This is a genomic window from Chitinophaga parva, assembly GCF_003071345.1.
Classification (GTDB): Bacteria; Bacteroidota; Bacteroidia; order Chitinophagales; family Chitinophagaceae; genus Chitinophaga; species Chitinophaga parva.
Genome location: NZ_QCYK01000002.1, coordinates 938,993 through 963,101, shown reverse-complemented (window position 1 = coordinate 963,101; position 24,109 = coordinate 938,993). Strand labels below are relative to the sequence as shown.

Sequence of the window (24,109 nt, the reverse complement as noted above, 5' to 3'; positions counted from 1 at the left end):
TTGTAGGAGTACGCTGTTTAATATTTCTTAGAACTCATGGATGCTTTCCGGGGGCGTAGTGTCCTGCCACCGGTATTGCCGTATTTCTTCCCCACCATCCGCCACACCAGATTTTGTGCAACGCATGATTTTAATTAACTTGTTCATCGTCTGCGAATGTGTGCTTTTCATAAAACCTTACAATTACTTCCCCGCTGTTCAAGCCCCCTACCGTTATCATTTTTCATTGTCTTACCTGAATTACATCCTATGACATTGAACACCTCCGCCCCGCGTTATTTTTTCAGCCTGGATATGATCAGGGGCTTTGCTGCACTCATTGTAGTGCTGTGCCACTGGCAGTTCTTCTTTTACAAGGACTACACCACGATGGAGATCCCGCTCTCCTCCATGCCGCTGCCAGGCTATCGCTACCTGTCCATTCTCTACACTTATGCCCCTTTTGCGGTGGACCTCTTCTTCCTGCTCTCAGGATTTATCTTTTTCTGGTTTTACGCAGATAAGGTGGCTAACCGTGACACCTCCTTCAATCATTTTTTCTGCTTTCGCCTCAGCCGTCTCTATCCTGTGCACCTGGCCGCCCTTGTTGTTATAGCCTTGCTGCAATACGCCATGATACAAACCAGTGGCGCGCCTTTTATCATTCAGCATAATGACACCTGGCATTTTATACTGAACCTGCTCCTCATCCACTGCTGGGGTTTTGAAAAGACCCCGGCCCTCAATGGGTTCAACGGCCCCTCCTGGTCGGTATCCGTTGAGTTCTTTTTATACCTGCTGTTCTTTGCTGTCAGCTATGCCAGGCTGCAACATAAAAAAGGCGTGCTCATAACCCTCGTAGTGGCCGGGGCCGTGCTGCAATACTTCTATTCCATGATAGGGCAGGGCATTTATTCCTTTTACCTGGGTGCCCTGGTTTATCATGCCTACAACTGGATGCTGCACAAAAAAAATATGCAACAAATCACCCGGTGGGTAACCGGCCTGGCATTGCTGGTGTGGATCATGGTATTATGGGAATACTATGCCCCTTACCTGCGCCCTGCCGCCATGCGACTGATGCAGTACTGCATGCCTTCCCGCAATGAAACGCAGTACACCAGCCTGTTTAACCTGGCCCGCAATACGTTTGTGCGCACCATTGTATCGCCGGCAACCATCCTCACACTGGCCCTGCTGGAAACCGCCCGTGGCGGCCTGCGGGTAAAATGGCTGCAGCTCCTTGGTAATATCAGCTATGCCTTGTACCTGCTGCATTTTCCACTCATGGTGCTGTTTGCGCTCGTCACTAAAATGCTGCATATCCCGCATGCAGTGTTTCAATCCCCGTTAACGATGCTGCTCTTTTACGCGATCCTTATTCCCCTTAGCACTGCTACACATTATTATTTTGAACTGCCTGTCCAGCAGTTCTTCAGGCGGCGTTTGTCTAACAGGCCGGTGCAGGTAGCGGCGGCCACTGCACGGGCGTAGCCGGTTTCCCCGTGAAACCCGGTTGCTGCAAACCAGCTAATCCCTCATTCCAAAACCCTCAATGCTGCTGCTTCATAGCGCCGCATGATCTCATCTATCGCAAGGTTTTCGCGGGCATATGCACAGGCTTTTGTGACAATATGCCTTTGTTCCTGGTAAATAGCCTGGTAGATCCCTTTGTTCAGTGCCTCCTGGTCTTCTGCCGGCACCACCAGCCCTATCCCATACCGGTGCACCAGCTCGTACAAGCTGGTACCGGGATTGGCCGTCACCACGGCCACGCCGCCCACCGCCAGGATGGTAGTGAGTTTGGAAGGCATCACCAGGTCGCTCACACTCATTTTCTGGATCACCAGGTGCACATCGGCCATATTGAGAAAACGGTTAAACTGCTCCGGAGGCCGGGTTTCAAGGAACACGATGTTAGAAAGCCCCATGGCCAGGGCCTGCGCTTCCAGCAGCATGCGGTACGGACCGGAGCCACACACCAGGAACCACAATCCTCCATGCTCCCGGAATGAATGTGCTGCATGCAGGATGGCCTCCAGTCCTTGTTTCTCACCGATTGCCCCGGCATACAGCACAATTTTATCGCCTTCGGCAAACCCAAATTCTTTTTTCAGTTCCGCCCGGTTATCCAGCGGGTAAAACGATCTTATATTGGCCCAGTTTGGAAAATACACCACCATGTCATGCACCACTTTGTCGCGGATCTTTTGCAGCATTCCTTCCGAAATGCTGCTCACCACGTGGGTGTGCCGCAACATGTATTTTTCCAGGCGGAAGAGAAAGTTGAGCAGGCCTGCGTGCCGGATCATGCCCAGGTCTCGGGCGGCTTCTATCTGCAGGTCCTGCACATGATGCAGGCAGTGGCCGCCCCGCAGCCACCGGTATACCACGCCCAATAGCCCCAGGTGAAAAGGTGGTGCCACCGTCATCACCACATCAAACTTTCTGCCCGGCATCAGCCATAGCATCCGCCCCAACGCAGCCAGCACAAAGGTGAGCTCCTGCAATATCCTCCGCTTGCCGGAAGGCGCCACCGGCGTGTATTGCGGGCAACGCAGCACGGTAACCCGGCCCCCTGCGGCCGTGGAAGGGCCCTGCTCCCGGCTGTACCAAAAGCGCCTGCGCCGGTATGGTTCCTGCACCCGCCATTGGGGGTAATACGGATAAGTAGTAAGCACGGTGCACTGGTATCCCTGCTCCGCCAGCCACCGGATCATTTCCCCGTTATACTTGCCTATGCCCACGGGCTCCGGTGCATAGTTTGCCGTAATGAGTAGCAGCTTAATACGCATTTTCGTCGCCTTTAATCATGTTAATTGCTGTCTGGAAAATGATCTGGCAGTCGAGCCAGAAGCTGTAGTGTTCAATGTACCAGATGTCCAGGTCCACCCGCTCGCGGATCCGGCTGGCGTGGCCCCGGCAGCCATTCACCTGCGCCCAGCCGGTAATGCCGGGTTTCACCATCTGCCGCAACATGTAATGTTCCACGGTTTCCCGGTATTCTTTATGCTGGGAGGTAACGTGCGGGCGCGGCCCTACAAACGACATTTCCCCGATCAGTACATTATAAAACTGCGGCAGCTCATCCAGGTTGGTCTTGCGCAGGAAACGGCCTATGCGTGTTACCCGGCTATCGTTGCGCAGCGTGTGCCCCGCGCCGCTATTTTCACCGAGCGCCCTGTGTACCATGGAGCGGAACTTGTAACAGGTGATCTTCTTATTCCGCAATCCCCACCGCTCCTGCCGGAAGAGCACCGGCCCCCGGGAGGTGAGTTTGATCAACACGGCAATGAGCAGGAACAGCCAGCTGAAGGCCGTGAACATGAACAGGGAAAAGGCCACATCAAAAGCGCGCTTCAGCCGCTGCCGTCCCGGATCGTCCAGGGGCGTGGGCCGGATATCCACCACCGGGAAATTGCCCAGCAGGTTCATATTTCCCTTCAGCTCCAGGTAGCGGTGCACATCCGGGATGATCTTTACTTTTTTAGCGGCCCTTTCACTTTCCGTAATAATGTGTGCTGTTTTTGCACCGTCTGTTTCCGGCAATGCCACGATCACATCATCTACTTCATTTGCTTCCAGGATGCTATTGAGCTCTGATAATTTACCCAGGTAGTGGGATGCGGGCATTTCACGGTCGTCTACAAAGCCCACGCAATGGTATCCCAGCTGGTCGTTGGCGCGGATGGCTTCAAAAAAGTTCATAGCCATTTCCCCGGCACCTACGATCAGTACTTTGCGCGCGTGCTGCTTCCGTGCCTGTAGCCGCAGCACTGTTTTCTTTACCAGGTATTTGATCACCAGCACCCCCACAAAAATATTGGCCGAATAAAGGATGGTGAACGTACGGGCGTGGGGGTAATTCTTAAAGCAATAAAAGAACAGGAAGGTGAACACGCAGAGATGCAGCAGCACCGTTTTCAGGATGGCCACAAACTCAGATGCATAAGTGCCCGACTTGTGATAGTCCTGGTACAAATGCACGGAAGTACCGGTAATGGTCCAGGTGCAGGCGCTGAACAGGAAGAGCAGGAGGTTAAGGTGCAAACTGTCCCCGTCTGCAATGTGCCGCTGTGTTAATACAAACGCCACTGCCAGCACTGCATGGTCAATAAATTGTCTTAAAAACTGGTTCGCATGTTTCATGGAGGATGGCTTTCACAAGGATAATGTGTAACGGTCTCCAAAAGGGGCAAAAGGTTATGCGGCAAATAAGGTCAGGACTACTTTTTTTTATATAAAAGATCCATTTGTAAGATCTGTAAGGTGTCGGCCTGGTAATAGCCTACCGGGCCTATAAATTCAAATCCCAGTTGTTTTACAAATTGATGCATGTCGTCAAACAATGGCTCTCCATCATACATGGGCACAAAGGAGGTTTCAAACAGCAGGTAGTCTACCGCCTGTAAGGTAGTAGTGGCGCCCTTCAGCACTTCCTGCTCAAACCCCTGTACATCCAGCTTCAGGAGCACCGGTGGCACCAGTGCAATGGCTACATCATCCATGCGCTGCACCGGCACGGTGATCTGCTGCACCGTGGCAGTGGCCGGCACCACCTGCCGTTGCAAAACAGAAACGGGCAGGGCGGAGCTGGCGTGGGAATAATGGTTTTGATAGAAGTTCAGCGCACCGCTGCTGCTGCCCAATGCAAAGTTGTAAGTACTGATCCGTGCCGCCTTGCGGGTATTGCGCTGCAGTGCGGCATACACTTCCGGTACGGGCTCAAAAGCATGTACCGTGGCACCGGGATAAAAATGGGCGGCAGACAATGCAAACTGCCCCTGGTTTGCCCCTACATCGAGGATGGTCTGCACCGCCGGTATGTAATGCCTGCAATTGTGCAACAGCTGGGTGGAGGCAACAGACCCGCCGGGCTGGAACAGCGCGCCCAGGCCCCTGCCGGACTGCAGGAACACCTTTGCCGCATCTGTCATTTTAAATAACACGTTCATGAGGAAAATTTATGATACCCGCATTTTGATTAAAACTTTACTGTGCCTGTTATCTTAAATACCATGTTCAGGAGGAAAATTTATGATACCCGCATTTTGATTAAACCTTTACTGTGCCTGTTATCTTAAATACCATGTTCAGGAGGAAAATTTATGATGCCAGCATTGCTGATAAAATCCAATGGTAGCCTGTACACTCTTTTCCCAGGTAAATAGCCGCGCCCTGGCCAGGCCGTCCTTTACCAGCTGCTGCCGGAGCACCGGTTGTTCCAGCCGCAGTATTTCCGCGGCAAAAGCAGTGGGTGAAATTTCATCCACCAGCAGTCCCGCATCTCCTACCACTTCCGGCAGGGAGGTAGTACGCGCGGCCACCACGGGGCAGCCGGCTTTCATGGCTTCCCCCGGTGGAAATCCAAACCCCTCGTATGCGGAAGGGTACAACAGGCACCAGGCCTGGTTATACAACCGGTTCAGCTCCTGGGGCGATGCCCGGGGCACCACCCTGAAACGCCCGTCCAGCAAATGTTTCAATCCTTGCAATTCCTGCACGCTCCATTGTTCTCCTCCCACGGCCACCAGTGTATACTGCACCGGCAGCTGCTGTACCGCAGCCACCGCCATGTCAAAATTTTTATACTGCCTGCGCCCACCTACATACAGCACGTAAGGCGCTTCCGTATGCTGCTTTTCCGCAAGCGGAAAAAACGTATCTGCAATACCGTGATGCACTACACATACACGCGAAGGATCGGTATCCGGGTAAAAATGCAGCAACTCGCGGCGCGTGCTTTCCGAAATGCAGATAATACCATCCGCCCGGCGGATGCCATACCGTTTCTGCTGCTGGTTTACCAGCGCCCTGGGAAACCGGGTAGCCAGCTTCCGCTCATGGGCCAGGTCGTGGATGGTGAGGATGTTCACCACATCCTGCTGGGGCGATACCCGCAGGTAACCACCATGGAAAAGGGCTGCCCGCGGCAGCTTGTACCGCAGGGGCAAATAACGCAGGCAGGCAGGCGGTATCCAGCTTTCCCGCACACAGGGATATGCTGCATAATTGAGCCGCTGTTCAAAAATATTTTCTGCATTCAGCCCCGCATTTAAGAAGCGTACGGGCAGCTGTGCCGCGCATAACCCGCGCAGCAGCTCATACCAGTACACAGAAACACCGCCTGTATGCTGGATGGTAAAGACCAGGTTATCCAGGAACAGCTCCATCTGTATCTGTTTTTTTATACGCGCATACCAATGCGGTGATGATCAGGAAAAGGTCTATCTGGCTAAAGAAAAAGCACACCCACACAAATGCAAAATAACTGCTCTCAAACAGGCTGATGCCCGGGTAAGTGCGGGTAAGCACTATGAAAAAACAGATCAGTGAAAAGATGCCAAATTCCGCCAGGATGTAGAACCATCGCATGTTCAGGTTATGCCCTCCCACCCCATTGAGCCGGTATTCGTAATTCAGTTGTCCAAAGAAATACCGCGCCGGGATAAAAGTGCTGTTGCCTGCGCCATAGCCGGACAACAACAGGTAAGGCTCATCCCGGAAAAAATCCACCACGGGCAATTCCATATCCCTTTGCAGGGGCATGCCCAGGAAAACATTGTCTTTCTCCCAGAACTGGGTGTCATAGCGGTATACAGAACGTTTGAGCACCAGCTGGTAAATGCCGCTTTGCTGGTTTTGCGCATACAGCTTGATGAAATATTCTTTACAGGCCGCCACCACCATGAACACACCGATCACCAGCCCGATGGTGGACAATATTTTGCTCCTGGCGGAATGCAGGTGCCCAAACACCAGGTAGGTGAACAAGGCCGCGAGCATATTGATCCAGAACGTTTGTGACACGGTGAGCATGCCCATGAGCACACACAGGGCCGCCAGCCTGTACTCCCGGTCCCTCATAAAAAGCGGTACACACAGGGATATAAAGGCACTGTACACCTTGGGCTCTCCAAAAAGCGCCTGCACCCGCAGTTTCAGAAAGGAACCCGATTGCTCTATCAGGTAACGGTGCTGAAGCCCCAGCACCTCTCCCATCGATACACTGCGGAACACATAAATGCTGATGACCTGCAAAGCCACGATCACGAAGGAATACCGCGCAATCCTTTTCATGATGCGGGTAAACATCTCAAACGATAACACTTCCCGTTCCTGTACCAGCTTGGCCCCGATGGCAAAGAGGGGCAAATAGGTTTTCACATAGAAGTACACGGGCCGCAGGTAGAAGGCACCCTGCTTCCCCGGTGGATAATAAAAAGGATCTTTATACAGCTGCACCAGCAGGAAGATCACCACATTGGACAAAGCGGGCAGCAACAGCAGCAACAGGTAGCGGCGCTGTATTTCCAGCCTGCCGGTGACGAGCCGGTGCCCCTGCTCCAGCATAAACACAATGCCCACGAAGAACGTAGCCGTGAAGGTAGGCCCCACGCTTAGCATGGTGTAAGCCTCCATGGAAAATGCATAAAGGATGGTTTCCAGTGCACTGATGCGCCGCTGGTAGTGCAGGTACAGCAATACCGCCGCAATGACCAGGGGCATGGATTGCTTGAACATCTCCACGTAAGGATTGCTGCTCACCAGGAAACTATAGATAACATCCTCGTTCATACACTCAGGGTAATTCGCTTATATAACTCATGTAAAAATGCATTGCCCCGGATAGCCTGTTTTAACTGGTACGACAGGGAACCGGTATTAAACAAGGTGCGGGTCGTAAAATCATCTGCTTCCCGGTCAATGTCCTGCTGCGCAGGGTGCACCACCCCGGGCAGGCTGCCATACACCATTCTTTTGAACCAGGCAGGCTCCTTGTGCGTGTGGGTGGCACCTTGCCCGTAACCAATATTCCGCACCAGGTTTACATTGGGCGCAATGGCCCAGCCCTGGCGGAACCACACGCTGAGGAACCATTGTATATCCCACGTATCGATCTGCTGGTCCAGGATGGCCCGCATATCGGTGCGGAAGTGGCGGTGCAGCCCCGCCTGCGGATATTGCCGGTATGATTGCAGGGTGAAGTCGTACTGCGCCCATGCCCGCCTCCATGTGGCCCAGCCCCAGATATGCGCATAGCGCGAAAAGTAATAAGAGCCGGTACCCCGCTGTATCCCCATCTGGTAGTTGCTGCCGGCTATGTGCATCACCCGGGCATCGTGGCGGTAGTGTTGCAGCAATGTTTCGCAATAGGAAAAGAAACTGGCATCGGGCACGCAATCATCTTCCAGGATCATCCCTTCCGTCACCGCCTCAAAAAACCAGTGGATAGCACTGCTCACGGCCTTACCGCAACCCAGGTTCCCTTCCTGGAAACGGGTATGTAACTCACAGGGCCAGTCTACCCGCTCCAGCAAAGCCTTTTGTGTGGCGGCACACAGCGCAGCATCCGTAGCATGGCCGGGCCGCGGCCCATCCGCGGCAATGAACAACTGCCTGGGCTGCTGCTCCCGGATCTTTTCAAACACCTGCAGGCTTTGCGCCGGGCGGTTAAAGACCAGGAATAATATGGGTGTGGACAGTTTCATTATTTAACAGCCTCCAGGGCCACTGCATTTTCAAATCTTGATGCCTCTTCTACCAGGCGGAACATCGGATCGGGACAATCATTGAACCCGCAGGCACGCACCTGTGTAAAGCCTGCCTGGCGGAATACCTGCGCCAGTGAGAACTGGTCCCACATGTACAGGTGGTCACTGTTGCCCAGCGTGGCGGTGAGCAGGCCCCGCAAGCCCCTTGGCCTGCGCCGCTTGCCCAGCATGGTCCTTTCCAGGAAGCGGGTATTGGCCTGGCTGTCCTGGCTGGCCAGGTCATCCACATACGCACGCGCCGCCCATGCCAGGTCTGGCACCACGCAGCGGAAATATCCGCCCGGCTTCAGCAGGTGATAGGTGTTGCGCACGGCCAGCAGGCAGTCATCGTACGATAAATGTTCCAGCACATGGGAGCAGTACACGCCATCACAACTGCCGGCTGGCACGCCGGGCAAGGCTTTCAGGATATTGCCCTGCAATACATCCTCCGGGAAGGTTACATGCATGCGGTGTTTCAGCAACGGGCCCAGCAGCGGCAGCTGCTGGATGCGCAGCGTGGGCGACGCATCAAAATTTTTCCAGCCTGCCGGCGCGGAAAACGGGCCGCATCCATATTGAACGTATAGCTTACCCATGTAGGTTCCTGAAAAAATAAGTGTAATAGGTTTTTGCAAAAACAGTGTATCCCACCTGCTGCATGAACACGCCCAGCTCAGAGGCCTCCATATCCGCCAGCAGGAAAGGGCTGGCTTCCACCAGCACGTAAGCCGGCCGGTACTTGCTCCAGTTGTTGGAGCGCAGTACTTCCATGTCCAGTCCTTCCGCATCGATGGTGAGGAAGTCAATGGCCTGGCCGGCAGGGAGGTAATGATCCAGGATATCCGCCAGGGGCCAGGTAGCAATCTCTTTTTTGTGAATGACCCTGTACTGTGGCTCCTGTGTATATTCCTTTACTTTCTCGCCGGAAAAGGTGTTGAGCGCAGGTTCATTAAAAATGTGGTAGGTAAGCTGCTGGCGGGTGGCAGACACGCCCATTTCCAGGTTCACATCCAGTGGCCGGTAGCGGTCAAACAGGGCCTTGGTACCGGGCATGGGATCTATGTTAATGCCCTTCCAGCGCCTTTTGTAAAACAAGTAAGTATTAGACACCCGGAAGGGATGGTGTGCGCCTACATCCACATACACGCCTTCCCGCTTTTCGTGGAAGATGCGCTTGAGGAGCAGGTCTTCCCCCTCCGAGCTGTAAGCCGGGACCAGGTACCGTAGCCGCGGCGCTACCCGCGATGTAATGGCTGCCGCTATTTTCTTCATGCGCTCCATTGATGAAATGTGTTTCACGTAAAAAACTGCCCGGTAAACAGGCGGAAAGAACCGGATAACTGGCGCAGGTCGTCCAGCACCAGCACCGGGGAAAACATCCTGCGCGTAAACACTGGCAGCTGCCCTGTTTTATCCAGCAGCATCAGTATGCCGGATACTGTTGCATACGCCACCACGGTGGCAATGGCCGCGCCCACGCCGCCCATCACGGGAATGAGCGCCAGGTTCACTACCACGTTCACGATCAGCCCCGCCACATTGCTGTAGAGGTACATTTTATATTGCCCTTCGATAAACATATACTGCACAAAAACTGCGTTCAGAAACACCGGTACACTGGCCCAGATGTGGATCATCAGGATGTGGGAGGCAGCGGCATACCGGCTGCCATATAAGAACGGCACGGCTACCGGGGCGGTGCACATGACCCCTGCGGCAATGGCAACGCTGGTCCAGAAAGACAGGCGCAGCCATTTTTCCACCATTTCCACGTAGGCTTTACGGTCGCTGTTCTGCTTTGTCATCAGCCCTGGCAACATGGCCACAGATATTACGGTGGGAAGGGCGTACCACAGCTCCGATATTTTTGCCGCGCTTACATACTCCCCTACCTGTGCGGGACTGGCCAGTACATCCAGCAGCACCAGGTCTACCTTCACCAGCAGCACTACTACCAGGTTGGAAAAGATGAGGGGCCAGCCTTCGGTCAGCAGGGTGCCGGCCAGCACCAGGTCTATCCGCAGCTTTCTGATAGCCGGCAGGCTGCGGCGGTACCGGATCATGATCACCGCATAAGTGACCACCAGCTCCAGCAGTGATACCCACAGGAAAGCCAGCAGCGTACCATCCAGGAATATCACGGCCAGTTTAATCAGGCAAAACAGCAGGAACACGGTCACCTTGGGCAGGATCACCTGTTTAACCGTATGTTTCACCTGGTAGAAATAATCCAGTACATCAAATGATTGCAACACTACGTTCATCGATGAAAAAAGGGTACAATAGAAATACAGCGGGTTATTCCTTTTAGTCAGTAACACAAAGGCCATGCTGATCAGCATACAAACCAATCCCGCCACCAGGCGCATACCCACCAGTGTGTTCACGATCACGTCTTCCCTTTGTTCCTGGTGGATAAATTCCTTCACCGCCATCTTGTCTGTGCCCATCATGGCCAGGCTGCCTACGATCAGTGTGAGCGCCAATCCATAATTCCAGATCCCGAATTCCTGCGGGCCCAGGTGCCGCGCAATCAGCGCCAGGACAATGATGCCCGGGAAAAGCTTACTCAGCTTATCCAGCAATAACCAGCCGCTATTTTCAAATAATTTATGCAATGCGCTGTTTCATTTTTCTTACCAGTGATAACCACGTAACGTTGTTCTTCTTGTTTTCCCCGTAGGAGTAATGATCATAATAGTAGTAGGGATAAAAGGTGTGCTGCTCTATGCCGTTGAACACAATGCCGATCTTTTTGAAAACACCTTTTTTCACGGATTCAGACACCGGCAGCAGTTTTGATTTCAACGTGAAATTATACCGCACCACAAACAGGGCGCAGTCCACTTGTGCGGCCAGGCTCTTTGCATCAGACACAATACCAATAGGCGATGTATCAATGATCACGTAGTCAAATTGCGCTTTCAGTTTATCCAGCAGGGCGGCCATCCGCTGGCCTTCTATCAGTTCTATAGGATTGGGCGGGATGGGGCCTGCAGACACGAGGTACAGCCCTTCTGATCCCGGAACTTTTTTAATGATCTCGTCTACCGTTTTATTACCAATGATATAATCCGTAACCCCGTTATTGTGATCAAAACCCAGGAACCTGGATAGCTTGGGCTTACGCAGGTCCAGCTCCACCAGCACCACTTTTTTATTGTTTACGGTGAGGGCATTGCCCAGGTGGGCGGAAAGAAAGGTTTTGCCTTCACCGGAAATGCTGGATGTAAGGAGAATGGTCGTGGGCCCGGTTTGCGCGGTGAGCAGGAATTTCAGGTTGGTACGCATACTGAACAATTGCTCCACCAGCAGGGACCCGTTTTTCAGGGACAGGTCGCCGGAGCCTTTTGCTTCCTGCTGGTAGATCTCGGCGATCACCGGCAGGTCAAACACGGCTTCTATTTCTTTCTTATTCAGCACGCGGGGGTTCAGGAAATATTTCAGGTACACGTAGGAACTGGCCAGCACCAGGCCCGCGCCGATAAAGCCTACAAATGCCAGGGTTTTATTAGGTGAAATGGGTTTCTCCGGCACAAAGGCGGGGGCAATGATCTTGTTGTCCACCACGTTGCTGGCGTAAGCCACCGCGGCTTCCTCTTTTTTCTTCAGCAGGTAGAGATACAGGCTTTCCTTTACCCCCTGTTGCCGTTTAATGTTGATGTATTCCCGGGCGTAAGTGGGGATGTTCGCTATTTTTCCCTGGATCTGGTTCACCTTTTCCTGGGTTTGTTTTTGCACCACGCCGGCATTCCGCCGGTACCCGGCTATATAATCCCTGATGGTCTTACGGGTATCAGTGATCTGGGCGTCCAGGTTTTGCAGCATAATGCTGGTAGGTTTCAGGGTGAGTGAAAGACGGGCCTTTTCTTTCAACGCTTCCTCATACCGGTTGATCATGGCGGTGAGGGTCTGATCCACATTGCCCACGGGCGCAAAAGGGTAGTTACTGGTGGGATCATTTACATAGGCTTCCACCTGGTCAAATACGGAGAGCTGCAGGTTCGCTTCATTGAGCTGCAGGTCTGCCTCCTTTACCTGTTCCAGCGCCAGTTTAGAGCTGGCATCAATATCTGTGATACCCCGCTGCACTTTAAAATTTTCTTCCTGCTTTTCCAGCAGCCCCAATTCTTCCCGGAGTGAATCGATCCGCACGCCCAGGAACTGGATGGTTTTCAGCGATCCCCTGTTCTTGTCGTCTAGCGTGTAGTCATTGTATTCATCCAGCAGGGCATTCAGGAAAAAGGCCGCCCTTTCCGGCACCGGGTCTTTGTAGCTAACCTCCACCACGGTGGCATCCCGGTTTACCAGCGCGGTGCCAATATCCTCGATCTTATCATTGGCCAGCTCCATCACAGAGTCCACGCGGATGCGGATAGTGCCCGCCGGCAATGGCCCGGAGCCGGTAATGCTGAATTTATCTTTGCCAACGGAAAACGCTTCCCCGGGTTTTACGGTGAATTGCGCATTGCCGCCAGTGTGATCATGCACCTGCTTTACCGCGAGCAAGCCATTTTCAGGCGTTACATCAAAGAGGTAATTGCCCACCTGTAAATTGTTGCTCAGCACCTGGATGGTGAGCGGAGCATGGTTGTACACTTCCTGGTTCTGTACGGCGCCTTTAATATAATAGCGGATGTTCAGGTTATTTTTACCCAGCACCTGCTGCAACAGGATGGGAGATTTGATCACCTCCATCTCATTTTCCATATTCTTGCTGCTGTTGAAAAGGGAAAGCGATTTAAGCGCATCCATTTCCTCGTTGGGACCTTTTTTTTCGTCTTTCAGGTACAGCTTGGCGTCAGACATGTACATCGGCTTCTTGTACTTCAGGTAGAGCAGTGTGCCGCCCACTGCAAGGGCAATGGCCAGCAGGTAGAGCGGCCAGTGGAAGATCATTTTATGCAACAGATCATTGAGATCTATCGCGGCGTTCCGGTTCTTTGTAGCAGTATCTTGACTCATAAACCTGCGGATCATTTGTTAAGAAGAAGGATAGTAGCGATCAGGGAGGCTACGCCAATGATGGCCGGTAGCAATACCACTGTTTTGGAGGCGCCAAACTTCCGGTTGGCACCCGGTTTCACATAGATCACGTCATTGTTGGCGAGGTAATAGTAAGGGGATGAAAGCATCCTGCTGTCATTCAGGTTCAGGGTGGTATAGTTCTTAACGCCATTCACTTCCCGGATGATCATGATATCGTCGCGCCGCGCAGTAACATTCAGGTCGCCGGCCATGCTCAGGGCATCCAGGACGGAAGCCCGCTCCGCCCCTATCCGGAAAGAACCGGGATGTGCCACATCGCCTATCACGGACACCCTGAAATTGACCAGGCGCGTGGATACGTAAGCGTTACGGACGGTCTTATCCAGCTCCGCGGAGATCTCCTGGCTGATACCGGTGGTGGTCTTGTCTTTCACGTACACGGTGCCGATGACCGGCAGGGTAATGTGGCCGGTACTGTCTACCAGGTATCCCTCCTCTATGCCATTGCCGGCGGCTATGGCGGTGGTAGGAAGGGTGGGGTTAAAGATCTGGGACACCTCCTTATCCATAGTGGTGATGGTGACCTGTAAAACATCGCCGGGCTGTATCCTCAATTGTTGCAGGCGATTGACGGAGTCGGCCCCGGTGGCAGCGGCAATGTCATTGAAGTATGTTATTTTCTTTGTGCCAATGCAACCGGTAAATATCACAAACAGAATGATCAGTGGCAGACTGAATTTGAATCCCATAGGAAGTAGTTATGTGCTGCTTTTTTAAGAACAAAACGGGTTATCTGGATAACGGCTGAACAAAATGGGCCTGCCATTGCTTCACCATGGTGGAAGAAGCGTTGGGGTGCATTGAAAGCATTAAAAAGTATATGGGTGCATTCCAAACGGGAAATATGCCGGGGCTCATAAGATAGTATACTGTGCCAGTCACTGCATCCCCATTCATCTTGACAGAATAAATTAAGCACAATAGTTAGTGAACACCAACTCGGTCCCGACATTGAACAAACTAAACATCAAGATCGGAAACTGAATAAAATGGATACATAGGGAAATCCGCCATCCACCCTGGCAGGCCGTGCAGCAAAACGCGCTATCTTTACATTGGAACTTATGGACACGGAACAGCCTAAGAGAAAGATTATCCACATTGACATGGACGCATTCTATGCTTCCGTGGAGCAGCGTGATTTTCCCGAACTGCGTGGCAAGGCCCTGGTGGTAGGCGGCTCGCCGGAGGGCCGGGGTGGCGTGGTGGCCACTGCCAGCTACGAAGCCCGCAAATTCGGGGTACGGTCCGCCATGCCCTCCAAGCGCGCGCAGCAGCTGTGCCCCCACGCCATTTTTGTACGCCCCCGCTTTGCCGCCTACAAGGAAGTGTCTGCCCACATCCGGGAGATCTTTAGCCGCTTTACCGACCTCATTGAGCCCCTTTCCCTGGATGAGGCCTACCTGGATGTAACGGTGGACAAGCTAAACATTGGCTCTGCCCTGGAAATTGCCAAACAGATCAAGCAGGCCATCCGGGATGAGTTGCAACTCACCGCATCGGCCGGCATTTCCATTAATAAGTTCCTGGCCAAAATAGCTTCCGACCTCCAGAAGCCGGACGGGCTCACCTTCATTGGCCCCTCCGCCATTGAATCGTTCATGGAAGCACTACCCGTAGAAAAATTTCACGGGGTGGGCAAGGTTACTGCTGACAAAATGAAACAAATGGGCCTGCATACCGGGGCCGATCTGAAAAAATTATCCGAATCACTGCTGGTGCAGCAATTTGGCAAAGCGGGCCACTTCTATTACCAGATCGTGCGGGGCATAGACAACCGGCCGGTGCAGCCCCACCGTGAAACAAAATCCGTGGGTGCAGAAGATACTTTTGCGGAAGACCTGGAAACGGAAGCGGCCATGAACGCGGAGCTGGAACGCATTGCGCCCCTGGTGCACGACCGCCTGCGCCGGCATGGCCTCAAAGGCCGCACGGTAACGCTGAAAATCAAGTACCATGACTTCCAGCAGATCACGCGCAACCACTCTTTCCTGCACGCCACAGACGACCTGGAACAGATCCTGGACGCCGCTAAAAAGCTATTGCTGGCCACCCTGCCGGATGGGAAACCCGTACGCCTGCTGGGTATCACAATGTCCAATTTCAGCGAGGCTCCTGTGAAAAAAAACAAGCCGGAAAACCCCGGTCAACTCACCTTGTTTTAGCACGTATATGCACAATATTTCATTTGCAATTTGCAAACAGGCAGTGTATTAGCAGAAATTATTTTTTTTATCGGCCCGTTCTTTGTGCAGCTTTCCACAATTAGTTTACATTAGTGGCAAATGGAAGCCATCCGTCGTTGCACACGGCGTATTTTTTTCAATTTTATTTATATATCCGTTGCCTTTTTGCTTAATTATTGATGGCCCGGTTATACGCAACTTTGGATTTACAAACACATCGAAATGGCAAATTATTTTCCCTTCACCATCAGTGACTACAAGGGCACATTTGGGATTGTGGCGGCTGTAGAAAGCCCCGAACTAAACTCCCGGTATTTCGACATTTTCCATAAGTACCACTACGAAGGAAATGGCTATACCTGGGAAGGCATTATCCGGCAGATCCTCGAACAAAAAGCACCCGACCTGCTGCCGCATCTGGAATACGATACCCTGGAAGGCGGCTTTTACGCCTATGCCGATACCAAGGAAAACCAACTCCGGTTTTTAGCTATACTGGTGCCGGTTTTCAATGACGATGAAGCGCTGGAAGACTTCGTGTCGCAGGCAGATCCCGCCCGCATGACCGCTGGTGAACGAGGATAATCGCAGCTAATTTTTCCATAATAAAAAGGCCCGGAAGGAATATTTCTTCCCGGGCCTTTATGGTTTATGTACGTGCCAATCAGAGATGCACCGTTCCAGGCTTTTTACAATGAGCCAGCAGTTATCAGGGATTAGTGGACCAAAGGCCTGCCTCTTTCACAAACACGCGGCGGTTCAGCTTCAGCTGCATCACGATCAGTTCTGCAAGATCTTCCGGCTGCATTACCTTTTCCGGGTTGCCATCTGTAAGTTTCAGTTCCAGGGCCATGTCTGTGGCAATGGTGCTGGGTGTCAGGGAGGTAACGCGGATATTGTGTTTACGCACTTCCTGCATGAGGGACTCGCTCATGGCAATGAGTGCTGCCTTGGAAGCGCTGTAGGCACTGGTAGCCGCCGCGCCACGCTGGCCTGCGGTGGAAGAAATATTTACGATGTCGCCGGTTTTGCGGTCTATCATGGAAGGTAGCACCGCGCGGGTCACATAGTAAGCGCCAAACAGGTTTACCTTCACGATCTCTTCCCAGCGGGCGGGCTCCAATGCCAGGAAGCCGCCAAAGGACGCGATGCCTGCATTATTGACCAGGATATCCACAGGGCCTTCGGCCAATACCTTTGCCACCGCATTATTTACGGAGTTGATATCGGCTACATCTGCCGTTACCGTAAAAGCCTTGCCGCCGGCGGCTTTCACTTCTGCAGCTACAGCGTCCAGGTCTGCGGCCGTACGCGCCAGCAGGCTTACTTTCACCCCTTCCTTCGCCAATGCCAGGGCCAGCGCCCGGCCTATTCCTTTGCCCGCACCGGTGATGAGGGCATGTTTTCCGTTTAGTGATTCCATAACCAGATTGTTAGATGATCAGATGGACAAATTTAATTAAGATTTTCCTGCAGCTCCTTGATCGTCATATTATATAACACACTGTGCCGGTTTTGTACACGCTGTACCAGGTGCACGTGCGCAATGTACTGCTGCACGATCTGGATCTTATCGCTCGGTGTTACCACCAGCAGTTGTAAGTGCAGCTGCCTGCACAGCTCCATCAGGTACGTTGCTTTTTCTTCATCCTGGTTGCTAAAGCTTTCGTCCACCGCGATGAAGCGCAGGCTCTTGCTGTTCTTGCCCTCCCGGGTAATGCCAAACTGGTAGGCGATGGCAGAGCACAGGATGGTGTAGGTAAGCTGCGCCTTTTCGCCACCGGACAACTGTCCCATCTGGCGGTAGGTTTTCTTCAGCTCTTTAGTTTCTGTATAGATCTCGTCGGCCCAGAACTCAAACCAGTTGCGCACATCCATTACGCGGTTGCGGTAGGTTTCGTTCTTGTCCAGTTCATCAATAAGGGGGCGCACTTTCTGCGCAAAGTGTTGCGATTTTTCTTCAAAGCTGGTCTGCTGCCAGTTAGACGACTGGGGCAATGCATCCAGCAGTTTGGCGCGGAACTCCCGGATGTCCGTCCCCGCCGGCACATAGCGCTTGCCCAGCTGGATGAAGGTATCCGGCAGGCGGTTAAAGTTGATACCGCCCAGGGAATGATTCAGCTTGGAAATACTGTTGCTGATATCCCGCTCCCACTTCTCCATTTCTTCATGCAGGCCGCCTATCTTATACGTGATGGTATCGTTAATGAAGGTTTCAAATTCCCGCTTGTATTTGGGCAGGTTTTCGGTTTCCAGCTTTTCCAGCCAGTCCACGTATTCCTGCGCGTAGCGGGCATCCTGGGGCAGGTGCTGCACCTCCCCTTCCCACTCCGGGGAGAACTTCTGCTTTATTTCTATGGAGGGGTTTTTAATGCTCTGGATGCAGCGGTCCAGCAGCCTTTCCTCTTTGTGCAATACTTCGCGCTGCTCTGCCAGGGTAAACTCCTGCTGGTTTTTGAACTGCTGGTATACGGGATCAATATCCTGCAGGGTCACAAAACCCAGGCGGGTAGCGTGTTGCTGCTGGAACGACAGCAACGCGTCTTTATCTTCTGCGGTGATGTGGTCCATCAGGGGCGATAGTACCGCCAGTTGCTGCTGCAGGGCCGTCAATGCATTTTGCTGCAGGGCTTCACTGCGGATGAGGCGCTCCTGTTCCGCGGCCACATTATCCTTTTCCTGTTGCAGTTCCTGCAGTTGCGCCTTCAGCTGGTCCAGTTCTTTATTGGCGCTGCGCAATCCATTCACCTGCTCCATCAGCTTGTGGATGCTGCGTTGAATGCCGGCCGTATCCAGGCCGGAGAAGCCGGGTGTTTCTTCAATACGCATCACCGATACAAACTGCTGCTGCAGGCGGCTGGCCTGGCGGCGGCATTTCTCCAGCTCCTCATCTGCCCGGGAAACCTGCGCTGCCAGCGTGTTGCGGCGACTGATCAGGAAATCCCTTTTCTTTTCATTGTTCCACCCCATCACAAAACGGCTGGGATCTGCTTTCTCCGCACGGTCATCTTTTTCATGCCGGTGGCCATTTTTAATAAGCCCTTGCAAAGTGATGGCCCGGTCATAGCGCTCCATGCCCCGCTCATCATCCAGGCAGGCAAAATTGAACTGGCGGATCACGTGCTGGGCCACCCAGTTGCCAAGTTTATGCTCCGGGTGAAATTCCAGTTTTTCTGCCACGGTACCCTCTTCCGGGTACTGTGGCAGGGGTATTTCCGTAATGTGCTCATACACGATACGGGTGCGCAGGTTGTGATTATTAACATGCTTGTTCACTTTCCTGTAATGCTTATCCGGCACCAGCAGGCGGAGCGCAAAGGAGTGCAGCAGTTTTTCCAGGGATGGCTGCCAGTCCATTTCGGCGGCCTGCACCTGCATCAGCTCCCCGGCAAAGGGCAGTTCACTGGTATCTATCTCCAGGGCTTCACAAAGCTCCTTACGGGCGGCCATGAGGTGGGCGGGAATATTGTTCCTGCTTTGAATCAGGTTCTGTAATTCACTTTCCAGCGCTTTCTTTTCTGCGCCTGCTTTCTCCCGGCTGCTCTGGGCGGTGTACTGGTCTTCTTCATTCTGGCGCTGCCGGTCTTCCAGCTCCAGCTTCCTGCGGCGGGTAGCTTTCTGGATGCGCTGGAAAGTGGCGTCATCCGCTGGCTGGATCTCTTCCAGTTGCAGGGAGTGGCACCATTGCGCAAACGTAGCCACGGCGTGTTCCGCGGCGGCCAGTTTACCTTCCTGGTCCTGTATTTCCTTTTCCAGCTGTTGCAGGCGCTGGCCGGCCTGGTTCTGGTCAATATTGTTGCGGGTCACGCGTTCGGCTTCCTGTAGTTTTTCCAGCCGGGTTTTCATTTCCTGCAACTGCTGCCGGGTTTTGCGGATCTCCACCTCGCTTTCCTCCAGGCCGGCTTTCAGCAGCTCATGTTTGGTAAAGGTGTTCCACACAGCGGCGGTTTCCAGCACGGCCTGCGTAGCGGCAATAGCATCGCGGGAGGCGCTGAACAGTTCCATGTGCTGCTGGATGGGCTGCAGCAGCCGGATCTGGGCTTCCACCTTTTCAATATTGCGTTGCGCATCCAGCAGGGTGGCCAGGTGCTTTTTCAGGTCCTGGAACTCTTCTTCCATATTGCGGGGCTCCAGCATGTGCATGCGGATAAATTCATCCAGGTTACCCAATACTTTGATGCCCACCGTCTGGTTAAATAACTGTAACGCCTGTACGCTTTGCATGCCCAGTACGTGCACCATCTGTTGTGCATACTTACTGGCGGCATCAAACCATTCTATTTGCTTGCGGCCGGCGCCTTTGTTGTAGCGCTGGTCCAGGGAGCGTTTCCAGGCGCCACCCAGGTCAAACGGTTTAAAATCCTCCTCGATATGCAGGGCCTTATGGGCAATGCCGAATACTTTTTTCATGTCCCCGTTCACAAAGTAGCGCACCTGGAACAGGGTTACGTACTGCTCCGCCTCGTTGGCAAAATGCGCCAGCAGGATGCTGTATGCCTCCTCCCGCGATTCGCGCAGGTACAGGGTTTTCACGGTACCGCTGGCCTCGTGGTTCATGGTGCCGTAGCCACCCATTACGTAGGTTTCTTCTGTACGGTCACCCTTCTTTTCGGAACCGGAGCTTTGGTTATAAAAACGGAATTTCTTTTCCGGGACAATAAGCGTCAGCAAGGCATCCACAAACGTGGTTTTGCCGCTACCATTAGAACCGGTGAGCAGCGAGGTTTCCCCCATGGGCTTAATGCTGTGCACCACATCGTCAAAGGTGCCCCAGTTGTAAACCTCCATGTATTGCAGGCGAAAGCCATTCTTGTGTTGATCGGTGCTAAAAACGTTGAGTTGCATCTGCTAAAAAATTTCCAAAAAACAATTTCCTATATCAGGGAAATCCCAAGATCAATTTCCGGGTAAGGGCTTTCAGTTCAGTTGATCATCTCCCAAAAACGGTAGTGGTGGCTCGTCTTGCGGGTTGTCACCTGGCGTTTCCGGCGAGGTAAGTACTCCGTCCGGGATCTGCTCATTGATATCTGAAACAACGTTGTGGATTGGAAATTGTGGATTGGAAGTTCCGGCGGTAATATCAGCGCCTGTTTCCAAAGAGCGCCGGTAGCCGGTCAGTGCTTCCAGGAAGGTATCCAGCTCTTCGCTGCCTACACGGGCTTTGATGATCTTTTTGATGCGGAACTTTTGTTCATCGGCTACTTCATGTTGTTCAATGCAGTCGAGGAAACCATTTTCAGCGGTGCGGTCTATGAGGCGGTCCATTTCCTTCAGGAACTTTACGCGGCTGACATTCTCCTTGAAAAACAGCTCTGCGTATTCCTTGATCTCCCGGCGTTTGCGGATCAGCTCACGGGTAGTGGCGGCGCCTACTTCAAATTCCGCCATCATTTCCCGCAGCAGTACCAGCATGATGCTTTCTTCGTAAGAGAGGGCGCGGCGCGGAATCCAGCTCACGGCATTCTCTTCTTCATCATTGGTGATATGTTTTACATAGGCATACCCATCCTGCTCGTCCAGTACGAGGGAAAGCCCCAGCGGGAGCAGGAAAGCGCTCAGTTCCGATTTATGCTGCAACAGTTTTTCCCAAAGACTTTTATCTACGTATTCCACCGGGCCTTTCAGCAATTTGACAAACACCGGCACGAAGGGCAATATTTTCTGCGGTTCGCTCATTGACTTTTATTTACTAAACAAGAGGTAAGGGACTTCGATAAACCTGGTAGCTTCCACATCCAGTGGTATCAGCTCCGTAATGTTGGGCAGCACCTGTACGCGGCCACCTTTATCGCGCAGGAAGCCGTAATAGCTTACGATCTCCGCCACCCCATTTTGCAAGGGGATGGTTTCCAGCACTTCCCGTAAAGTGGCGGTGGGCCTTGCTTCCAGCACATCTTCCACTTTTTTCCAGAGTTGCTTGCGGTCTATATACACATTGCTCATCATGCGGCTGAAGCGTTCCATATCCGCAATCTGTTCCAGGGCACCGTTGGGTTGTTTTACATTCAGTTCCGTTTTCTTCGGCTCTATCTGCAGGCGGCGGTCCATCACCATTTTAATGGGCACACTGTCTGCTATTTCCAACCCTGCGGGCACATTCTCGTCCATCAGGGAAAACACCATTTCCTTGATGGCGCTGATCTGCTGGCGCAATCTTTTATGACGGGCTATTTCTTTTTCGGTGATAATGCGGCTTAGTTTTTCGGCCATCTTATCGTTAGCATCATACACGGCCTTGCCTTGTTCCAGCAGCAAGGATTTTACGCTTTGCAGGAAGGTCTCATCGGCAGGAATGTTGCGGCTTTTCACCAGCTCCAGGAGTTGTTCAGTAAGTTCTTTCCAGTCCTGCTGGCCTTCCCGGGAGATGAGGAAATCCCAGAAGGCATAGAAACTTTTACCCTGGCTGCTGCTGCGCAATGCATCATAGGCCTCAAAAGCAAAGCCCACGATGGCGCCTTTATGCTGGGTGGCACGGGTGTGCTGCTCTACGATGGTGCGGTGGATGTGTTTGAAATTGTCCTCCACTTCCCGGAAATCGCTCACCAGGTCGTAACACAGGCGGGTAAAGAGTTCCAGGCGTTCCTGCACCTGGGCGTTAGTATAGTTGTCCGGTGCCAGGCCCAGTTCTATGGCTTTGATCTCTTTGTCAATTTCAGCGCGTTTGTCTTTGAGGATCTCCAGGCGTTTGGTACGGTCGTCCTCTGTTTTTTCCACTACGTCACGCAGGGAGTTGAAGAGCAGTTTAAAGCGGCTTTCAGTGCCCACGTGGTGGCGCCCCTGGAGGGTTTGCAGCCACTGGAACACTTTTTCGGTGTGGGCGGAGAGCTGGTATTGTACGTTGCCATCTGCGTCCTGGAGGTCCTGCAGCAGGCGTTTCTGCACCCAGCTAAGCACGTATTTGCGGGCGCGGGATTCTTCATCTTCACCAAAACTGATGCGGGCCTCTTCAAAATCTTCCGTTCCATCTTCCTCCACGGTCAGGTGCTCGGCCAGCAATTGAATGAGCAATTGCTCGCTGATGAGGAAGCGGCTTTCTTCCTTGAATACATGGTGCAGGAAAGGCAGCACCCAGCGCCCGCTGCGCTGGCGGAGCATCAGTACGGCCGGATGGGTATCAAATAAAAAAGCGAGATCTGCTTGCTTCATAATAATGGTTACAGGCGCGGGTACTCCAGCGCTGGCAATAGCGTGGTTTTCAAAAGTGACGCACTAATATAACAAATTTTAAAAATGTGTTATAACTACAGCGGTGACACCTACGCTGGCAGACACGGAAAAAAGGGAGCCTCGCTGCGGAATGTTCCTGCCAGCGATCAGCGCCCTGGTTTTAATGCCCGTCATGCGGCATTCACAGGGTGCAAAGAGAAGAAAAAAGGTGGAATGGAGAACGGATGGGGATAAGTGGGGGAAAACTTGGGCGCCGGGCCGGCGGACGTAAAAACCGCCGGTTTCTCAGGCGGTCCTTGCCGGCTTCCACCACCGGTACACCACCACGCCTGCGCCCAGCAACAACAGGAAGGGCCATACGGTGACGATGCCCAGCAACACATCCCGCAGGATCATAGCGCCCCGGCGTGCAGCCCCGCCCAGCGCTGTCCCAAAACCCGCGCGGGTAATAGCTGCCGCATTAATAATGGTTTCTGTATGGGCCACCTGGCGCTGGTAAAGATCTACAGACAAAGCGGCGTAGGCCACCTGGTCATCCAGGGAAAGATTTTCCACCTGGCGGTCTATGTTTTCCTGCGCTTTGTCATCCTGGTAATTTGCAGCGCCCAGTGCATTCTTATCCGTGGTGACCAATTGCCGCGTGGCAGCTTTGTTGGCCACGTTTGCCTTCATCCGGTTAGCCAGCATGGTGAGCGTAACATCTTCCTGCTTTAGCTCCCAGTGACCGGTGAATGGTGCCCAGCGCGCAATGCTGTGCACCACGGAATCCAGCATTGGCGCAGGTACCCGCAGTTCCAGGTGGGCCTCCGGCTGGTATACGGTTATCATGCGCAAAGAATCGCCATGGTATGCATAGGTATTGCTTTGCTGCTCCACGTTGCGCAACGTGCTTTGCAGCACCATGCCGTGCAGGTTACCGGTAAGCCCTTCCACCTGCATGGTAAATGCCTGCAGATCCTCTACCCTGGCGGATATGGAGGCCGTACGCAACATCCTGCGCGCGGGACTATTGAGGGGCATAATCATGTTGGAAGAAGGTGCTGCCTGCGTGATCGCTACTGCCGTAGAATCTGCACTGGCAGCTTCTGAAAAGCTTTTGCGGGATGCGCTCTGGCATGAGAAGAGCGCTAGCAGCAAAGCTGCTGCATAGTAAGGTTTAACAACGCGCATGATGAATGATTTTATATCCAT

At 53.0% G+C, this 24,109-nt stretch carries 19 protein-coding genes; 3 read left to right on the top strand and 16 right to left on the bottom strand.

What is annotated here, in order from left to right; all coding sequences use genetic code 11:
• The first annotated feature begins 249 nt into the window (after positions 1-249).
• On the top strand, positions 250-1,473 hold the full coding sequence (locus DCC81_RS14275; protein WP_165806583.1) for an acyltransferase family protein: 1,224 nt from the start codon (positions 250-252) through the stop codon (positions 1,471-1,473).
• Between the two features lie 44 nt (positions 1,474-1,517).
• Here the strand turns inward: DCC81_RS14275 and DCC81_RS14270 are convergent, their stop codons facing one another.
• From DCC81_RS14270 to DCC81_RS14220, 11 genes are all read right to left on the bottom strand, one after another.
• On the bottom strand, positions 1,518-2,774 hold the full coding sequence (locus tag DCC81_RS14270; RefSeq protein WP_108687290.1) for a WcaI family glycosyltransferase: 1,257 nt from the start codon (positions 2,772-2,774) through the stop codon (positions 1,518-1,520).
• Entirely contained in the window at positions 2,764-4,128 is a 1,365-nt protein-coding gene (locus DCC81_RS14265) for an undecaprenyl-phosphate glucose phosphotransferase (protein ID WP_108687289.1), read from the bottom strand. Before DCC81_RS14265 ends, DCC81_RS14270 begins: the two co-directional genes overlap by 11 nt.
• A gap of 77 nt (positions 4,129-4,205) precedes the next feature.
• The gene (locus tag DCC81_RS14260) at positions 4,206-4,934 is read right to left on the bottom strand and encodes an FkbM family methyltransferase (protein WP_108687288.1); all 729 of its coding nucleotides are present in this window, start codon (positions 4,932-4,934) and stop codon (positions 4,206-4,208) included.
• 138 nt (positions 4,935-5,072) lie between these two features.
• Positions 5,073-6,152, bottom strand: coding sequence for a glycosyltransferase family 4 protein (locus tag DCC81_RS14255; protein WP_108687287.1), 1,080 nt, complete (start codon positions 6,150-6,152; stop codon positions 5,073-5,075).
• Positions 6,133-7,557, bottom strand: a complete 1,425-nt coding sequence (locus DCC81_RS14250; RefSeq protein ID WP_108687286.1) for a hypothetical protein — start codon at positions 7,555-7,557, stop codon at positions 6,133-6,135. The genes DCC81_RS14255 and DCC81_RS14250 overlap by 20 nt, the downstream gene beginning before the upstream one ends.
• Complete coding sequence (locus DCC81_RS14245; protein ID WP_108687285.1) at positions 7,554-8,471, bottom strand: hypothetical protein; 918 nt, start codon at positions 8,469-8,471, stop codon at positions 7,554-7,556. Before DCC81_RS14245 ends, DCC81_RS14250 begins: the two co-directional genes overlap by 4 nt.
• Positions 8,471-9,112, bottom strand: coding sequence for a class I SAM-dependent methyltransferase (locus DCC81_RS14240; RefSeq protein WP_108687284.1), 642 nt, complete (start codon positions 9,110-9,112; stop codon positions 8,471-8,473). The genes DCC81_RS14245 and DCC81_RS14240 overlap by 1 nt, the downstream gene beginning before the upstream one ends.
• Positions 9,105-9,797 carry an FkbM family methyltransferase gene (locus DCC81_RS14235; RefSeq protein WP_108687283.1) on the bottom strand — a complete coding sequence of 231 codons (693 nt, stop codon included), beginning with the start codon at positions 9,795-9,797 and terminating at the stop codon, positions 9,105-9,107. The genes DCC81_RS14240 and DCC81_RS14235 overlap by 8 nt, the downstream gene beginning before the upstream one ends.
• A 14-nt stretch (positions 9,798-9,811) precedes the next feature.
• Positions 9,812-11,134, bottom strand: a complete 1,323-nt coding sequence (locus tag DCC81_RS14230) for a flippase (RefSeq protein ID WP_108687282.1) — start codon at positions 11,132-11,134, stop codon at positions 9,812-9,814.
• Positions 11,127-13,481, bottom strand: a complete 2,355-nt coding sequence (locus DCC81_RS14225; RefSeq protein ID WP_165806582.1) for a GumC family protein — start codon at positions 13,479-13,481, stop codon at positions 11,127-11,129. Before DCC81_RS14225 ends, DCC81_RS14230 begins: the two co-directional genes overlap by 8 nt.
• A gap of 11 nt (positions 13,482-13,492) precedes the next feature.
• Positions 13,493-14,254, bottom strand: a complete 762-nt coding sequence (locus DCC81_RS14220) for a polysaccharide biosynthesis/export family protein (RefSeq protein WP_108687280.1) — start codon at positions 14,252-14,254, stop codon at positions 13,493-13,495.
• Between the two features lie 375 nt (positions 14,255-14,629).
• On the opposite strand from DCC81_RS14220, the gene dinB reads away from it, so the two are divergent.
• Positions 14,630-15,730, top strand: coding sequence for a DNA polymerase IV (dinB, locus tag DCC81_RS14215; protein ID WP_108687279.1), 1,101 nt, complete (start codon positions 14,630-14,632; stop codon positions 15,728-15,730).
• A gap of 243 nt (positions 15,731-15,973) precedes the next feature.
• Positions 15,974-16,336, top strand: a complete 363-nt coding sequence (locus DCC81_RS14210) for an Imm51 family immunity protein (RefSeq protein ID WP_108687278.1) — start codon at positions 15,974-15,976, stop codon at positions 16,334-16,336.
• Between the two features lie 124 nt (positions 16,337-16,460).
• Here the strand turns inward: DCC81_RS14210 and DCC81_RS14205 are convergent, their stop codons facing one another.
• From DCC81_RS14205 to DCC81_RS14185, 5 genes are all read right to left on the bottom strand, one after another.
• Positions 16,461-17,174, bottom strand: coding sequence for a 3-ketoacyl-ACP reductase (locus DCC81_RS14205; RefSeq protein WP_108687277.1), 714 nt, complete (start codon positions 17,172-17,174; stop codon positions 16,461-16,463).
• 32 nt (positions 17,175-17,206) lie between these two features.
• Complete coding sequence (locus tag DCC81_RS14200; RefSeq protein ID WP_108687276.1) at positions 17,207-20,596, bottom strand: ATP-binding protein; 3,390 nt, start codon at positions 20,594-20,596, stop codon at positions 17,207-17,209.
• A gap of 72 nt (positions 20,597-20,668) precedes the next feature.
• A complete protein-coding gene (locus DCC81_RS14195; RefSeq protein WP_108687275.1) occupies positions 20,669-21,427 on the bottom strand; it encodes a DUF4194 domain-containing protein in 759 nt (252 codons plus the stop codon).
• A 6-nt stretch (positions 21,428-21,433) separates the two neighbouring features.
• A complete protein-coding gene (locus DCC81_RS14190) occupies positions 21,434-22,897 on the bottom strand; it encodes a DUF3375 domain-containing protein (protein WP_108687274.1) in 1,464 nt (487 codons plus the stop codon).
• Between the two features lie 306 nt (positions 22,898-23,203).
• Positions 23,204-24,088, bottom strand: coding sequence for a DUF4349 domain-containing protein (locus DCC81_RS14185; RefSeq protein WP_165806581.1), 885 nt, complete (start codon positions 24,086-24,088; stop codon positions 23,204-23,206).
• Positions 24,089-24,109: the final 21 nt, after the last annotated feature.

Excerpts from the sequence above, each read along its gene's own strand:
- DCC81_RS14275 (WP_165806583.1), top strand. The coding sequence starts at position 250 with ATGACATTGAACACCTCCGCCCCGCGTTATTTTTTCAGCCTGGATATG.
- DCC81_RS14270 (WP_108687290.1), bottom strand. The coding sequence starts at position 2,774 with ATGCGTATTAAGCTGCTACTCATTACGGCAAACTATGCACCGGAGCCC.
- DCC81_RS14265 (WP_108687289.1), bottom strand. The coding sequence starts at position 4,128 with ATGAAACATGCGAACCAGTTTTTAAGACAATTTATTGACCATGCAGTG.
- DCC81_RS14260 (WP_108687288.1), bottom strand. The coding sequence starts at position 4,934 with ATGAACGTGTTATTTAAAATGACAGATGCGGCAAAGGTGTTCCTGCAG.
- DCC81_RS14255 (WP_108687287.1), bottom strand. The coding sequence starts at position 6,152 with ATGGAGCTGTTCCTGGATAACCTGGTCTTTACCATCCAGCATACAGGC.
- DCC81_RS14250 (WP_108687286.1), bottom strand. The coding sequence starts at position 7,557 with ATGAACGAGGATGTTATCTATAGTTTCCTGGTGAGCAGCAATCCTTAC.
- DCC81_RS14245 (WP_108687285.1), bottom strand. The coding sequence starts at position 8,471 with ATGAAACTGTCCACACCCATATTATTCCTGGTCTTTAACCGCCCGGCG.
- DCC81_RS14240 (WP_108687284.1), bottom strand. The coding sequence starts at position 9,112 with ATGGGTAAGCTATACGTTCAATATGGATGCGGCCCGTTTTCCGCGCCG.
- DCC81_RS14235 (WP_108687283.1), bottom strand. The coding sequence starts at position 9,797 with ATGGAGCGCATGAAGAAAATAGCGGCAGCCATTACATCGCGGGTAGCG.
- DCC81_RS14225 (WP_165806582.1), bottom strand. The coding sequence starts at position 13,481 with ATGAGTCAAGATACTGCTACAAAGAACCGGAACGCCGCGATAGATCTC.
- DCC81_RS14220 (WP_108687280.1), bottom strand. The coding sequence starts at position 14,254 with ATGGGATTCAAATTCAGTCTGCCACTGATCATTCTGTTTGTGATATTT.
- dinB (WP_108687279.1), top strand. The coding sequence starts at position 14,630 with ATGGACACGGAACAGCCTAAGAGAAAGATTATCCACATTGACATGGAC.
- DCC81_RS14210 (WP_108687278.1), top strand. The coding sequence starts at position 15,974 with ATGGCAAATTATTTTCCCTTCACCATCAGTGACTACAAGGGCACATTT.
- DCC81_RS14205 (WP_108687277.1), bottom strand. The coding sequence starts at position 17,174 with ATGGAATCACTAAACGGAAAACATGCCCTCATCACCGGTGCGGGCAAA.
- DCC81_RS14200 (WP_108687276.1), bottom strand. The coding sequence starts at position 20,596 with ATGCAACTCAACGTTTTTAGCACCGATCAACACAAGAATGGCTTTCGC.
- DCC81_RS14195 (WP_108687275.1), bottom strand. The coding sequence starts at position 21,427 with ATGAGCGAACCGCAGAAAATATTGCCCTTCGTGCCGGTGTTTGTCAAA.
- DCC81_RS14190 (WP_108687274.1), bottom strand. The coding sequence starts at position 22,897 with ATGAAGCAAGCAGATCTCGCTTTTTTATTTGATACCCATCCGGCCGTA.
- DCC81_RS14185 (WP_165806581.1), bottom strand. The coding sequence starts at position 24,088 with ATGCGCGTTGTTAAACCTTACTATGCAGCAGCTTTGCTGCTAGCGCTC.